The organism is Streptomyces sp. NPDC028722, assembly GCF_040637655.1.
Taxonomy (GTDB): domain Bacteria; phylum Actinomycetota; class Actinomycetes; order Streptomycetales; family Streptomycetaceae; genus Streptomyces.
On sequence record NZ_JBEZWU010000005.1, the window covers coordinates 300,371 to 313,202 of the forward strand.

At 73.2% G+C, this 12,832-nt stretch carries 15 protein-coding genes; 9 read left to right on the top strand and 6 right to left on the bottom strand.

The genetic code is table 11. From position 1 onward, the window contains the following. Positions 1–82: 82 nt before the first annotated feature. Positions 83–472 (bottom strand): hypothetical protein, encoded by a 390-nt coding sequence (locus AB0F03_RS11040; protein ID WP_361988875.1) that lies wholly within the window; start codon positions 470–472, stop codon positions 83–85. A gap of 159 nt (positions 473–631) precedes the next feature. On the opposite strand from AB0F03_RS11040, the gene AB0F03_RS11045 reads away from it, so the two are divergent. Continuing rightward, positions 632–1,234: a uridine kinase gene (locus AB0F03_RS11045; RefSeq protein WP_361989143.1), complete on the top strand. Its 603-nt coding sequence runs from the start codon at positions 632–634 to the stop codon at positions 1,232–1,234. Positions 1,235–1,381: 147 nt separating this feature from the next. Here AB0F03_RS11045 and AB0F03_RS11050 read toward each other — a convergent pair whose 3' ends face one another. Further along, positions 1,382–2,161 carry a SigE family RNA polymerase sigma factor gene (locus AB0F03_RS11050; RefSeq protein ID WP_361988878.1) on the bottom strand — a complete coding sequence of 260 codons (780 nt, stop codon included), beginning with the start codon at positions 2,159–2,161 and terminating at the stop codon, positions 1,382–1,384. A gap of 240 nt (positions 2,162–2,401) precedes the next feature. Between AB0F03_RS11050 and afsQ1 the strand changes: the two genes are divergently transcribed. From afsQ1 to AB0F03_RS11075, 5 genes are all read left to right on the top strand, one after another. After that, positions 2,402–3,079 carry a two-component system response regulator AfsQ1 gene (afsQ1, locus tag AB0F03_RS11055; RefSeq protein ID WP_031024517.1) on the top strand — a complete coding sequence of 226 codons (678 nt, stop codon included), beginning with the start codon at positions 2,402–2,404 and terminating at the stop codon, positions 3,077–3,079. Then, a complete protein-coding gene (locus AB0F03_RS11060; protein ID WP_361988881.1) occupies positions 3,076–4,665 on the top strand; it encodes a HAMP domain-containing sensor histidine kinase in 1,590 nt (529 codons plus the stop codon). Before afsQ1 ends, AB0F03_RS11060 begins: the two co-directional genes overlap by 4 nt. Then, positions 4,662–5,264 (top strand): hypothetical protein, encoded by a 603-nt coding sequence (locus tag AB0F03_RS11065; protein WP_361988884.1) that lies wholly within the window; start codon positions 4,662–4,664, stop codon positions 5,262–5,264. Before AB0F03_RS11060 ends, AB0F03_RS11065 begins: the two co-directional genes overlap by 4 nt. Positions 5,265–5,410: 146 nt before the next feature. Continuing rightward, positions 5,411–5,974: a VanZ family protein gene (locus AB0F03_RS11070; protein ID WP_361988887.1), complete on the top strand. Its 564-nt coding sequence runs from the start codon at positions 5,411–5,413 to the stop codon at positions 5,972–5,974. Between the two features lie 110 nt (positions 5,975–6,084). Further along, on the top strand, positions 6,085–6,288 hold the full coding sequence (locus tag AB0F03_RS11075; protein ID WP_361988889.1) for a PspC domain-containing protein: 204 nt from the start codon (positions 6,085–6,087) through the stop codon (positions 6,286–6,288). 84 nt (positions 6,289–6,372) lie between these two features. Here the strand turns inward: AB0F03_RS11075 and AB0F03_RS11080 are convergent, their stop codons facing one another. Beyond that, positions 6,373–6,756 carry an ATP-binding protein gene (locus AB0F03_RS11080; protein WP_361988891.1) on the bottom strand — a complete coding sequence of 128 codons (384 nt, stop codon included), beginning with the start codon at positions 6,754–6,756 and terminating at the stop codon, positions 6,373–6,375. Between the two features lie 150 nt (positions 6,757–6,906). Then, positions 6,907–8,094 (bottom strand): adenosine deaminase, encoded by a 1,188-nt coding sequence (locus tag AB0F03_RS11085; protein ID WP_361988894.1) that lies wholly within the window; start codon positions 8,092–8,094, stop codon positions 6,907–6,909. Positions 8,095–8,228: 134 nt separating this feature from the next. Between AB0F03_RS11085 and AB0F03_RS11090 the strand changes: the two genes are divergently transcribed. After that, on the top strand, positions 8,229–8,990 hold the full coding sequence (locus tag AB0F03_RS11090) for an alpha/beta hydrolase (protein WP_361988897.1): 762 nt from the start codon (positions 8,229–8,231) through the stop codon (positions 8,988–8,990). Positions 8,991–9,120: 130 nt separating this feature from the next. Here AB0F03_RS11090 and AB0F03_RS11095 read toward each other — a convergent pair whose 3' ends face one another. Next, positions 9,121–10,080, bottom strand: coding sequence for a LysR family transcriptional regulator (locus AB0F03_RS11095; RefSeq protein ID WP_361988900.1), 960 nt, complete (start codon positions 10,078–10,080; stop codon positions 9,121–9,123). Positions 10,081–10,142: 62 nt separating this feature from the next. Here AB0F03_RS11095 and AB0F03_RS11100 point away from each other — a divergent pair, with 62 nt between their 5' ends. Both AB0F03_RS11100 and AB0F03_RS11105 read left to right on the top strand, forming a co-directional pair. Continuing rightward, the gene (locus AB0F03_RS11100) at positions 10,143–11,432 is read left to right on the top strand and encodes an MFS transporter (protein WP_361988903.1); all 1,290 of its coding nucleotides are present in this window, start codon (positions 10,143–10,145) and stop codon (positions 11,430–11,432) included. Positions 11,433–11,538: 106 nt separating this feature from the next. Continuing rightward, entirely contained in the window at positions 11,539–12,552 is a 1,014-nt protein-coding gene (locus AB0F03_RS11105; protein WP_361988906.1) for a sigma-70 family RNA polymerase sigma factor, read from the top strand. Here AB0F03_RS11105 and AB0F03_RS11110 read toward each other — a convergent pair. Further along, positions 12,436–12,792, bottom strand: a complete 357-nt coding sequence (locus AB0F03_RS11110) for an STAS domain-containing protein (RefSeq protein WP_361988909.1) — start codon at positions 12,790–12,792, stop codon at positions 12,436–12,438. The genes AB0F03_RS11105 and AB0F03_RS11110 overlap by 117 nt on opposite strands. Between the last annotated feature and the right edge of the window lie 40 nt (positions 12,793–12,832).

A 12,832-nucleotide genomic window follows, 5' to 3' on the forward strand; every position in this document is an offset into this window, starting at 1 on the left:
GGCAACCGCGGGCGTCCCGTCCGGCCGCCCGCGGTCCGGCACCGGCGGCCGGACGACCCCCGCACCGCCCCCGTCGGTGCCGTCAGCGGCCCAGCATGCTCAGCGCCCCGCCCACCACCGGCACGCCGCCGATCGACGGGGCCTCGGCCAGAGGGCCCGTCAGGGACTTGGACCTGACGGGCCGGAAGTCCGCGATCTGAGTTTCCACGCCGTTGTCCAGCGGGTCCACGCCGGTGCCCGCGAGCGGGTTGGGCTTGAGGCCGGCGACCGGGCCGAGGACGCCCGTCGCGGCGCGGGTACCCGCCTGCGGGTCGACGTTGCCGAGATCCAGGGGGCGGTGGTCGAGGCCCAGGGCCGGGATCGAGTCGGCGGACGCCGTCGCCGCGCCCGCGCCCAGGGCCGCTCCGGCGGTCGCCAGGGCGATCAGGGCGCGCCGCGCGGCGGAACGCTGGTGGGAGGTGTGTCGGGCCATCGCTGGTGCCACCTTCGGTGCGCAGGGTAAGGCTGTCGACACGCAGGGTAGTTGAGGTGCGTCTCACGCTCAAAAGCCGACCCGCGGGGTCGGCAGGGCGCTCCCCATGCGTCAAACTGGTGTTCCGTGAGCATTCATCCTCCGGCCCCCGCCCGTGTCGTGCTGCTGTGCGGCCCTTCGGGCTCGGGCAAGTCACTCGTCGCCGCCCGCTCCGGGCTTCCCGTCCTGCGCCTGGACGACTTCTACAAGGAGGGTGACGACCCGACTCTGCCGCTGGTGGCGGGGAGTTCGGACATCGACTGGGACCACCCGGGGTCCTGGGACGCGGACATCGCCGTCGAGGCCATCGCCCGGCTGTGTGCCACACGGTCGACGCCGGTACCGGTGTACGACATCGCGCTGAGCGCCCGTACCGGCGAGGAGACCCTGCGCATCGGCGGCACCCCGCTGTTCATCGCGGAGGGCGTGTTCGCCGCGGAGATCGTCGGACGCTGCCGGGAACGGGGCCTGCTCGCGGACGCCCTGTGCCTGACCCGGGGCCCGTTCACCACCTTCCGCCGCCGTTTCCTGCGCGACCTCAGGGAGGGCCGCAAGTCGGTGCCGTTCCTGCTGCGCCGCGGCTGGCGGCTGATGCGCTCGGAACGCTCGATCGTCACCCGCCAGGTGTCCCTGGGCGCGCACCCCTGTGACCGGGACGAGGCGCTCGGCCGGCTGGCGGCAGCGGCGGCGGGCCGGCAGGCGCGGCAGCAGACGGCGGCGTGACGCCCGCCCGCCCCTGACGCACGCAGGAGCGGGACCGGCCGGCCCCCCTGGCCCACCGGTCCCGCCCCTGTTCCTCCCCCGTGTCACCCCGTGGGCCCACCCCCCAGTGGTCCCCGGTTCTCCCCCGTCGCCCCGTCGCCGCTGTGCTCAGGCGACCAGTTCGCCGAAGGCGCTCTCCTCGTCACGGCCGAAGCCCAGGACCTCGTCGTCGCGCAGCCGGCGCAGCGACCGCCAGATGCTGGACTTGACCGTGCCGACACTGATGCCGAGTATCTCCGCGATCTCCGGGTCGGTGCGGCCCTCGTAGTAGCGCAGGACCAGCATGGTGCGCTGGAGTTCGGGCAGCCGGGCCAGCGCCTGCCAGAGGACCGCGCGCAGCTCGGTACCGCGCATCGCGTCCGTCTCGCCGGGCGTCTCGGGGAGTTCCTCGGTCGGGTACTCGTTGAGCTTGCGGCGCCGCCAGGCGCTGATGTGCAGGTTGGTCATGGTGCGGCGGAGGTATCCGCCGACCGCCGCCTTGTCGCTGATCCGTTCCCAGGCCCGGTACGTCGAGAACAGCGCGCTCTGGAGCAGGTCCTCGGCCGCGAAGCGGTCCCCGGTCAGGTGGTAGGCGGTGGCGTACAGGGAGGCGCGGCGCTCCTGGACGTAGGCGGTGAACTCCGCCTCCGTCAGCGAGCGACGCTCCCCCGGGTCCTCCCCGTACGCGGCTCCCCCGTGCGTCTCCCCCGTGTGCGCGTCAACCACCGTCATGAACGTGGTGTGCTGACGCGCGGTGCCGCCGCGGGCGCATCCCCGCCCTCCCCCGAGCTCGCGGTTGCGCTCGAGCAGGGAGGTGCCCGTGCCGGCACCGGCCTTCTCCGGTCCCCGGTGCACGTCGTGCAGACGCGTGACCACTGCGCTGGTGCTCATGCCGTGCAGCGTGTTCATCTCGCGCTCCCCGTGGTGGACTTCCGGTGACTCGGTCGTACCGGGCTGGTTGCGGCCGGTGGCCCTGCCCGTGACCAAAAGACTGCCGGGGGACCTTCATGGACGTGTCCGCCGACTGTCACAGACCTGTCACAGGGGCCCCGTCCACGACGGTGACGGCGTGCGCACAGGTGGTGGCGGCGGCGAGGAAGGGGCGTCGACGGGTCGTACGACACCCCGTCCATGGGCCAGAATGAGCCCGTGCCTTCCCTGTTGCTGATCGAGGACGACGACGCCATCCGTACGGCCCTGGAGCTGTCCCTGACGCGCCAGGGACACCGGGTGGCCACCGCTGCCAGCGGCGAGGACGGTCTGAAGCTGCTGCGTGAGCAGCGCCCGGACCTGATCGTGCTGGACGTGATGCTGCCCGGCATCGACGGGTTCGAGGTGTGCCGGCGCATCCGGCGCACCGACCAGCTGCCGATCATCCTGCTGACGGCGCGCAGCGACGACATCGACGTGGTGGTCGGGCTGGAGTCCGGCGCCGACGACTATGTCGTCAAGCCGGTCCAGGGACGGGTGCTGGACGCCCGGATCCGGGCCGTGCTGCGCCGCGGCGAACGCGAGTCCAGCGACTCGGCGACGTTCGGCAGCCTCGTCATCGACCGGTCGGCCATGACCGTCACGAAGAACGGCGAGGACCTCCAGCTGACCCCGACCGAGCTGCGGCTGCTGCTCGAACTGAGCCGGCGGCCCGGTCAGGCGCTGTCCCGGCAGCAACTGCTGCGGCTGGTGTGGGAGCACGACTACCTGGGCGACTCGCGCCTGGTGGACGCGTGCGTACAGCGGCTGCGGGCCAAGGTCGAGGACGTGCCGTCGTCCCCGACGCTGATCCGCACCGTCCGCGGTGTCGGCTACCGCCTGGACGCGCCTCAGTGACCGACACACACGGGGGGCTGCGCGGCTGGGCCGCGGGGCGCAGGGGGAATCTGACCCGGCTGAGGTTCACCAGCCTCAGGCTGCGGCTGGTGCTGGTCTTCGGCCTGGTCGCGCTCACCGCCGCCGTGTCGGCGTCGGGCATCGCCTACTGGCTCAACCGGGAGGCCGTCCTCACCCGCGCCCAGGACGCGGTGCTGCGCGACTTCCGGCAGGAGATGCAGAACCGCGTCGGAGCGCTGCCCGTGCACCCGACGCAGGACCAGCTCCAGCGGGCCGCGGGCCAGATGGGGGCCAGCAGCCAGCGCTTCAGCGTGCTCCTGGTCGCCGGGGACGCCGGCGGCAAGAAGGTGTACGGCACCTCCGGCGGCATCAACGGCTTCGCGCTGGAGGACGTACCCGCGTCGCTGCGGGCGGCCGTGACCAGGCGTCAGCCGGTGACCGACACCAACAAGGATCCGTACCACCTGTACTGGCAGCGGGTCGTGGACCACGGCACGCCCTATCTGGTGGCCGGTACGCGCGTCATCGGCGGCGGCACCACCGGCTACATGGCGAAGTCCCTGGAGCCAGAGGCCAAGGACCTCAACTCGCTGGCCTGGTCGCTGGGCATCGCCACCGGACTCGCGCTGATCGGTGCCGCGCTGCTCGCGCAGGCCGCCGCGACGACCGTACTGAAGCCGGTGCACCGGCTCGGCGTGGCCGCGGGGCGGCTCGGCGAGGGCAGGCTCGACACGCGGCTCCAGGTGTCCGGCACCGACGAACTCGCCGACCTGTCCCGAACGTTCAACCAGGCCGCCGAGGCGCTGGAGAAACGGGTCGCGGAGATGGCCGCGCGGGACGACGCCTCCCGGCGGTTCGTCGCCGACATGAGCCACGAACTGCGGACCCCGCTCACCGCCATCACCGCCGTCACGGAGGTGCTGGAGGAGGAGCTGGAGTCGGAGGCCGGGGGCATCGACCCGATGATCGAATCCGCCGTCCGGCTGGTCGTCAGCGAGACCCGGCGGCTGAACGACCTGGTGGAGAACCTGATGGAGGTCACCCGCTTCGACGCGGGCACCGCCCGGCTGGTCCTGGACGACGTCGACCTCGCCGACCAGATCACCGCCTGCATCGACGCCCGCGCCTGGCTCGACGCGGTCGAACTGGACGCCGAGCGCGGCCTGCACGCCCGCATCGACCCGCGCCGCCTGGACGTCATCCTCGCCAACCTGATCGGCAACGCCCTCAAACACGGCGGGTCGCCGGTGCGGGTGTCGGTGCGGAAGGCGGACGACGCGGTCGAGATCCAGGTCCGCGACCACGGGCCCGGCATCCCCGAGGACGTCCTGCCGCACGTCTTCGACCGCTTCTACAAGGCGAGCGCCTCCCGGCCGCGCTCCGAGGGCAGCGGACTGGGCCTGTCCATCGCCCTGGAGAACGCCCACATCCACGGCGGCGGGATCACCGCGGCCAACTCCCCCGAGGGCGGCGCCGTGTTCACGCTGTGGCTGCCGCAGGACCCCGCCCGGCTGGCCGAGGAGGACGGCGAGGACGCCGAGGACACCGGGACCGGCGCGGACCACCTGGGGAAGGAGGGGTCATGACCGTACGACGCCTGCTGGCGCTGCCCCTCCTGGGCGCGCTGCTCACCGGCTGCGGCATCCGGGCCACGGAGGTGCCGACCGACTTCGGGGCGGCACCGTCCGGGGTGCAGTGCTCGCTGGCCGGCCCCGACCTGTCCACGCAGTCCTCGCACGGGGTGCCGGTGCAGGTCTTCCTGCTGTGCGGGGCGTCCCTGGTGGCCGTCGACCGGACCGTACGGGTACCCGACGGCACCCCCGACGCCCGGCGCCGGGTGATGGTCGCACAGGGGCTGCTGGACCAGCTGGCCGCGTCACCGTCGGCCGCGGAGCGCTCCGCCGGCTACACGACGCGGGTACCGGGCGGCCTCGGCGTCAGCGGGCCCGGCCCGAAGGACCCCGACGACACACTCCGCCTGAGCACGGCACCGTCGCGTCTCACCTCCTACGCCGTGGCGCAGCTGGTGTGCACCCTGTCCGACTCGGCGGCGACGGAGGGCGACGGCTCGGTCGTCCTGGGCGGCCCGGACGGGGGCCCGCTGCACCGCTACGAGTGCACGGACGACGTCCGCGAACACCCGGGCGCGTCGCAGCCCCCGTCCACCCCGATCACGGACCACTGACGCCCCGACCGGCACCGGTGGCGCGGCACCCGCCGGGGCCGGCGGGTGCGGAGTGCGCGCGTCGGCCGGGGGCCGGATCCGGCCTGTCCGCGTCGGGATGTTTCCGTCGCGGAACCAACCGGCCCCGGCCCGGCGTCTAGGGGGTCGTGCAGCGTCAAGGCTCCATCGGCGGCAGCGCCGCGATCCGCATCCGTGTGACGGGAGGTCTCCTCCTCGTCGCACACCTCGCCCTCGTCGCCTGGCTGATGCTGCGCCCCCTGGACGTCCCCTGGGTGATGCCCCCGAACCTGCGCCCGCTGGCCGGCATCCGTGCCGACCTCGCGCTGGGCTGGCCTCGGGCCGCGCGACCGCTCGGGGAGGGCCTCGCGCTGCTGGCCCCGCTGGGCGTGCTGCTGCCGATGGCGCACGGCAGACTGACCGTGTCCCCGTCGGCGTCCCTGGTCCGTACGGCCGCGACGGGCACCCTGGTCTCCCTCGGCATCGCCCTGCTCCAGACGGGAGTGCCCGGCCGGGTCGTCGACGTCGACTCGCTGCTGCTGAACACGGTGGGGGTCGCCCTGGCCCACCTGACCGTCGTACCGGCGGCCCGCGCCTGGCTGCGGCGGCGCGGCGTGCGGGAGCCGGGTGCGGCCGGGCCGTCGGTCACCGTCCAGGAGGAGCTGTCTCAGGGACGTACCCCGACGATTCCCAGGGTCGGGATCGCCCCGTAGAGCGACGCTTCATCCCTTTGGTCTACGTACCGTGGAAGACAGCTGGGGACGCCATCCGGGCGGCCCCGCCCCCGGCCCGGTGACGGACCGGCGACCACGGAGGAGTCCTCATGAGCGCCCTTGCCCGCCCCACCCACGGCCGCGTGATCGGCGGAGTGTGCGCCGCGCTGGCACGGCGCTTCGGCACCTCCGCGACGACGATGCGGGTGATCTTCCTGCTGTCCTGCCTGCTGCCCGGCCCGCAGTTCCTGCTCTACATAGCGCTGTGGATCCTGCTGCCCGCGGAGGGCGGCGTCCGCACCCCCACCTGGTGAGTCGGGGACGGAGCGGGCGGGCACACCACGGGGGCGCTTCCGGGCCTGCCGGAGCGCCCCGCCCGCGTCGTGCGGAAGCGTGCCTCAGCCGAGCGCGATGCCGTTGACCGGCACGCCGTTCGTGGGCAACCCCTTCAGCGGCATTCCGCCGAGCAGGCCGTTGACCGGCCCGGTCGGACTCTTGGCGAGGACGGATTCGGCGACCGGCTGAGCGGCGGCCACGCCCTTGCCGGCGGCCGGGACCGCGGCGGTGACACCGCGCTCGGCCAGGGGCTTGAGCAGCTTCATCGCGCCGCTGTCGGGCAGGGCCTCGACGATCTGCCCGGACGGCAGCGCCTTGGTGACGGTGGCCAGGGTCTGGCCGGCGGCCGGGGTGGCGGGGGCCGCGTTGGCCGCGCCCGCGCCCACGGCGGCGACGGCGGCACCGAGGGCGGCGACGCCCAGGGTCTTGGCAGCAGACTGCTTCATGGTGAATGCGTCCTTGCATGCGGAGACGGGAGATCACGAACGATCCGAGCGGTCCCCGACCTAAACACGCCGACCCACCAGCCGCAAACACCGGAATGCGGACACTCCCTGGGGAGGCGTCCGCATTCCGGGTCGGCGGATGTCCTGCGGTTACCCCTCCGCACCGGCGAAGCCGCTGGTGGAAGCGGTCTGCTGGAACAGCCATTCGGATTTCAGCTCGGCATATCCGGGCTTGATGACGTCATTGATCATCGCGAGTCGTTCATCGAAAGGGATGAACGCTGATTTCATCGCATTGACGGAGAACCACTGGAGGTCGTCGAGCGTGTAACCGAACGCCTCGACGAGATGCTCGAATTCCCGGCTCATCGTGGTGTGTGACATCAGCCGGTTGTCGGTGTTCACGGTGGCCCGGAAGTGCAGCCGGCGCAGCAGTCCGATCGGGTGCTCGGCGTAGGAGGACGCGGCCCCGGTCTGGAGGTTGGAGCTGGGGCACAGTTCCAGCGGGATGCGCTTGTCCCGGACGTAGGAGGCGAGGCGGCCGAGGACGACCGAGCCGTCCTCGCGGACCTCGATGTCGTCGATGATGCGCACCCCGTGCCCGAGCCGGTCGGCTCCGCACCACTGCAACGCCTGCCAGATGGACGGCAGCCCGAACGCCTCGCCGGCGTGGATGGTGAAGTGGTTGTTCTCCCGCTTCAGGTACTCGAACGCGTCCAGGTGCCGGGTGGGCGGGTAGCCGGCCTCGGCACCGGCGATGTCGAAGCCGACCACGCCGGAGTCCCGGTGGCGGTTGGCGAGTTCGGCGATCTCCAGGGAGCGGGCCGCGTGCCGCATCGCGGTCAGCAGCGCGCCGACCCGGATCCGGTGCCCGTTCTCCCGGGCGAGCCGCTCGCCCTGCCGGAACCCCTCGTTCACGGCCTCCACGACCTGCTCCAGGGTCAGCCCCCCGTCGAGGTGCTGCTCGGGCGCGTACCGCACCTCGGCGTAGACGACCCCGTCCTCGGCCAGGTCCTCGGCGCACTCCCGGGCGACCCGGACCAGGGCGTCCCGGGTCTGCATGACGCCGACGGTGTGCCGGAAGGTCTCCAGGTACCGTTCCAGCGATCCGGAGTCGGCGGCCTCACGGAACCAGATCCCCAGCTTGCCGGGGTCCGTCTCGGGAAGACCGTCGTAGCCCGTCTCCCGGGCGAGTTCGACGACGGTCCCCGGGCGCAGCCCGCCGTCGAGATGATCGTGCAGCACCACCTTGGGCGCCCGCCGGATCTGGTCCGGCGTCGGAACATGGACCGGGATGGCCGCCGGGACGGCCCCCGTCGGTGCAGTCTGGCTCGTCATTTCCGCACTCTAACTCCTACGCGCGTAGAGCGCCGGGGGCGCGCAGCAGCCGGTTCCCGGCACTTTTCCGTCGATACGCAACGGTGACCGCACGTACGGGTTTCGTACACCGCGCCTTCTGACACTGTTCTGTCATGGGACAGCAAGTGACGCCGGTCCGAACGGCCGGGCTGGGAAGGGCAGTCGGCCCGGAGCCGACGTCGGTGAGCGGGGCGGTGCTGCTGCTCCCCGGCGGGGAGGAGGTCTCCGCCCGCCGGCCGTCCCCCGTCCGGGCGTTGACCCTGATCCGCTCCCTGGGCCGCGCGTTCGCCCGTGCGGGCCGGGCCGAGGGCCTGGCCGTCCATCCCGTCCACTACCGCTACCGCGGGTGGAACGGCAGCGAGGCACATCTGGCGGCGGACGCCGGCTGGGCCGCCGACGAGGTCGTACGACGGTACGGGGACGTGCCGGTCTGTCTGGTCGGCGTGGACATGGGCGGGCGCGCGGCGCTGCGGGCCGGCGGTCACGAGGCCGTCAACTCCGTGGTGGCGCTGGCCCCCTGGCTGCCGGAGGAGGATGTCGCCGCGCCCGCCGAACCGGTGAAGCAGCTGGTCGGGCGCCGGGTGCTGATCGTGCACGGAACGAACGACGAACGCACCGATCCCGAACTGTCGTTCCGCTTCGCGGCGCGGGCGAAGAAGGCGAACCGGGAGGTGTGCCGGTTCGAAGTGCACTCCGACGGCCACGGGTTGCACGGGCACCGGGCCGAAGTGGTGAACCTGGGCGTGGACTTCGTCCTCGGCGCCCTGTTCGGCCGCCGGGTGTCGCGGCCGGTGGAGGACGCGCTGGCCGCGCCGCCGCCGATCGGCCTGCGGATGCCGCTGGCGGCGGGGTTCGGCAGGTCACTGAAACGCTGAGGCGGTGCGGGCGGTGCGGGTCGGCATGCCCTGGCTCCGGCCTTGCCCCTGGCCGTCCCTCGGCCATGGCCCTGACCTTCCCTTGCCCTGGCCCTGGCCGTCCCTCGGCCTCGGCCTCTGTCGACCCGGCCTAGGGAAGCAGGCTGCCCCGGCGGGAGAGCAGGAACTTCTTGAAGGCCGCCACGGGCGGGGTGTCCGGGCGGTCCGCCAGCCAGGCCACGCCGATCTCGCGGGCCGCCCTCGGGGCCGTGACCGTCAGTTCCACCACCCCGGGGCGGGGGACGGTCGGCGGTGGCAGGAGCGCCACCCCCAGCCCCGCCGCAACCAGCCCCCGGAGCGTCTCCGCCTCCTCGCCCTCGAAGGCGACGCGGGGTTTGAAGCCGGCCTCGCGGCACAGGTCGTCCGTGATCCGCCGGAGGCCGTAGCCGGGCTCCAGGGTGACGAAGGTGTCGTCGGCCGCCTCGGCCAGGCGGACGCGGCGGCGGGCGGCCAGCCGGTGGTCGGCGGGGACGACCAGGCGCAGTTTCTGCTCGTCCAGGCGGCGGGCGACCAGGTCGGGGGCGTCGGGGACGGGCGAGGTGAGGCAGAGGTCCAGCTCACCGGCGCGCAGCCGCTCCAGCATCGCCTCGCCGTAGTTCTGCACGAGGCTGAAGCGGATGCGCGGGTGGTCGGCGCGGAAGGCGTGCAGCAGGCCGGGGACGGTCTCGGCGCCCATGGTGTGCAGGAAGCCGAAGGCGACCTTGCCGGTGGCCGGGTCGGCGTCCGCGCGGATCTCCCCGGCGGCCCGCCCGACCTCGGCGAGGGCCCGCTCGACGGAGGCGAGGAGGGTACGGCCGGCGGTGGTCAGGGAGACCGTACGGCCGTGACGGGCGAACAGGTCGACGCCCAGGTCCTGCTCCAGCCGGGCCATCGCCCGGGACAGCGTGGACTGGGGGACGTTCATCTCCTGCGCGGCCCGGGTGACGTGCTCCGTGCGGGCCACGCCGGCGAAGTAGGCGAGGCGGGGCGCCAGCAGCCGTACCGTCTCCGCCATGTCTTCTGTGTCACCGGACGGTGACAGCCGCCCCTGTGACCTCCGCTGATGCGCCATGGGAACGATTATGGCGATTCCATGCATTGGACGCATGAGGGGGGTGGTCCTACGGTCGAGGCATGTCTCCCGCCAGTACCCCGGCGTCCACCAGCGTGGGCGCCGTCTCCCCCGTCCGTCCCTCCGACAGCGGCTCCGACTCCCGGCTGACCCCTGGCGGCCCCGGCTACCGCCGGATGAGCCTCGCCCTCTTCCTCGCCGGAGTCGCGACCTTCGCCCTCCTCTACTCCACCCAGGCCCTGCTGCCGCTGATCTCCGGGGAGTTCGGGGTCCAGGCGAGCGAGGCGAGCTGGACGGTGGCCGCCGCGACCGGCGGGCTGGCCCTGTTCGTGCTGCCGATGAGCGCCCTGTCGGAGCGGTTCGGCCGCCGTACGGTGATGACGGGCTCGCTGGCCGTCGCGGTCACGGTCGGCATGCTGGTGCCCTTCGCACCGTCGCTGGGCGCGCTGGTCGTGCTGCGGGCGGTGCAGGGTGCCGCGCTGGCCGGGGTCCCGGCCTCGGCGCAGGCGTACCTGGCCGAGGAGGTGCGGCCGAAGGCGCTGGTCACGGCGATCGGGCTGTTCGTGGCGGGCAACAGCGTCGGCGGGATGAGCGGCCGGGTGATCACCGGCTGGGTCGCGCAGGAGTGGGGCTGGCGGGTCTCGGTCGGTGTGATCGGCGCGCTCGCGGTCGGATGCGCCGTGGCGTTCCGGCTGCTGCTGCCGGCCCCGCGGCACTTCACGGCGGGCTCACTGCGCCCGCGGATCCTGCTCGGCACGGTCCGCGGCCACCTCTCCGACCCGCTGCTGCGCCGCCTGTACGCGATCGGCGCGCTGTTCATGACGGTGTTCGGCGGCGTCTACACGGTGATCGGGTACCGGCTGACGGCGGAGCCGTTCGGCCTGCCGCAGGGGATCGTGGGCTCGATCTTCCTCGTCTACCTGGTGGGCACGGTCTCGGCGTCCACCGCGGGCCGGCTGGTGGGCCGGTGCGGCCGCCGGGGCGCGCTGTACCTGGCGGGCGGCACCACGGCGGCGGGCCTGCTCCTCTCCCTGGCCGCGTCCCTGCCGCTGGTGCTGCTGGGCCTGGTGCTGATCACGGCGGGGTTCTTCGCCGGGCACGCGGTGGCCTCCTCGGCGGTCAGCAAGACGGCCACCCACGGCCGCGCGCAGGCCTCGGCGCTGTACCAGTCCGCGTACTACATCGGCTCCAGCGTCGGCAGCACGGTCGGAGCGGTGGCGTTCCGCTCGAACGGCTGGTCCGGCACGGTCGGTGTCGGCCTCCTCGCGGTCCTCGGTGTCGTCACGATCACCGTGCTCGGCACCCGGGCGGCCCGGGTGGCGGCCCGGCGGGAGCCGTTGGGCGCCCACTGAGCAGGCCCTTTTCGTACTCGGGGGGCCATTGTCAGTGGGCTGCGGTAGCTTCCAGGTGGTGGGGCGCGAAGACGCGCGGAAGCACGGCCACAGGGGTGGGTGGACGATGGGCGACAGCACGGCGACGGCGGACCTGGACGTCGCACTGGAGAAGCACCGGACCGAGCTGACCGGGTACTGCTACCGGATGCTCGGTTCCTCCTTCGAGGCCGAGGACGCGGTGCAGGACACCCTGGTGCGGGCCTGGCGCAGCCACGACAAGTTCGAGGGCCGGTCCTCCCTGCGCTCGTGGCTGTACCGCATCGCGACGAACGTGTGTCTGGACATGCTGACGGCCGGCAACAAACGGGCGCGGCCCATGGACCTGACCGAGTCGACCCCCCTCGCCCGGGCGGCGCTCACGCCGCGCCCCGACAACACCTGGCTGGAGCCGATGCCGGACGCGCGCGTGCTGCCGACGGCCGACGACCCGGCGGAGGCCGCCGTCGCCAAGGAATCCGTCCGGCTCGCCTTCATGGCCGCCCTCCAGCAGCTGCCGGCCAAGCAGCGGGCGGTGCTGATCCTGCGCGAGGTGCTGGCCTGGCGGGCGAGCGAGGTCGCCGAGCTGCTGGACACCACGGTCGCCTCGGTGAACAGCGCGTTGCAGCGGGCCCGGGCCACGCTCGCGGAGCGCGCGGACACGGGCGCCGAGGGCGCGGTGTCCGACCCGCTGGACGAGGAGCAGCAGAAACTCCTGGAGCGCTACGTCAAGGCGTTCGAGGGGTACGACATGACGGCGCTGACGGCGCTGCTCCACGAGGACGCCGTCATGACGATGCCGCCGTTCGACCTGTGGCTGCGCGGCACCGCCGACATCACCGGCTTCATGACCACCATCGGCGCCTCCTGCGCCGGCTCCCGCCTGCTGCCGGTGCGGGCCAACGGCCTGCCGGGCTTCGCCCACTACAAGCCGGACCCGGAGAACGGCGGGTTCAGCCCGTGGGCGGTGCAGGTGCTGGAGATCTCAGACGGCCGGATCACCGGTTTCCACTGCTTCCTCGACACCCAGCGCTGGTTCCCCCTCTTCGGCCTGCCCCTCCAGCTGGAAGCGGAGGCCGACGAGGTCCAGCAGGGCGGGTAGTGCGGAGCCGGCGCCCCGCAGCCGGATCCGCCCGCCGGCGCGGCGGGCGGCCAGCTCCAGCCGCGCCAGCAGGTCGACGGCCGCCAGCCCCGGCGGCCCGAGCCGGCCGACGTCACAGACGACGACACGTTCCCCGCCGCCGTCCTCCAGCAGCGCCCGCACGCCGTCGCACAGCCCGGTCACCTCGTCACGGCTGACGGGCCAGGGCAGCACAAGAACGGCGGGAATCTCGGCATCCACGTCCGGTTAGACCGACGGGACGGACGGAACTCATCGCCAT

Coding starts and splice junctions, on each gene's coding strand:
- AB0F03_RS11075 (WP_361988889.1), top strand. CDS start 6,085: ATGAGCGCCCTTGCCCGCCCCACCCACGGCCGCGTGATCGGCGGAGTG.
- AB0F03_RS11040 (WP_361988875.1), bottom strand. CDS start 472: ATGGCCCGACACACCTCCCACCAGCGTTCCGCCGCGCGGCGCGCCCTG.
- AB0F03_RS11100 (WP_361988903.1), top strand. CDS start 10,143: ATGTCTCCCGCCAGTACCCCGGCGTCCACCAGCGTGGGCGCCGTCTCC.
- AB0F03_RS11105 (WP_361988906.1), top strand. CDS start 11,539: ATGGGCGACAGCACGGCGACGGCGGACCTGGACGTCGCACTGGAGAAG.
- AB0F03_RS11090 (WP_361988897.1), top strand. CDS start 8,229: ATGGGACAGCAAGTGACGCCGGTCCGAACGGCCGGGCTGGGAAGGGCA.
- AB0F03_RS11050 (WP_361988878.1), bottom strand. CDS start 2,161: ATGAACACGCTGCACGGCATGAGCACCAGCGCAGTGGTCACGCGTCTG.
- AB0F03_RS11095 (WP_361988900.1), bottom strand. CDS start 10,080: ATGGCGCATCAGCGGAGGTCACAGGGGCGGCTGTCACCGTCCGGTGAC.
- AB0F03_RS11085 (WP_361988894.1), bottom strand. CDS start 8,094: ATGACGAGCCAGACTGCACCGACGGGGGCCGTCCCGGCGGCCATCCCG.
- AB0F03_RS11080 (WP_361988891.1), bottom strand. CDS start 6,756: ATGAAGCAGTCTGCTGCCAAGACCCTGGGCGTCGCCGCCCTCGGTGCC.
- AB0F03_RS11065 (WP_361988884.1), top strand. CDS start 4,662: ATGACCGTACGACGCCTGCTGGCGCTGCCCCTCCTGGGCGCGCTGCTC.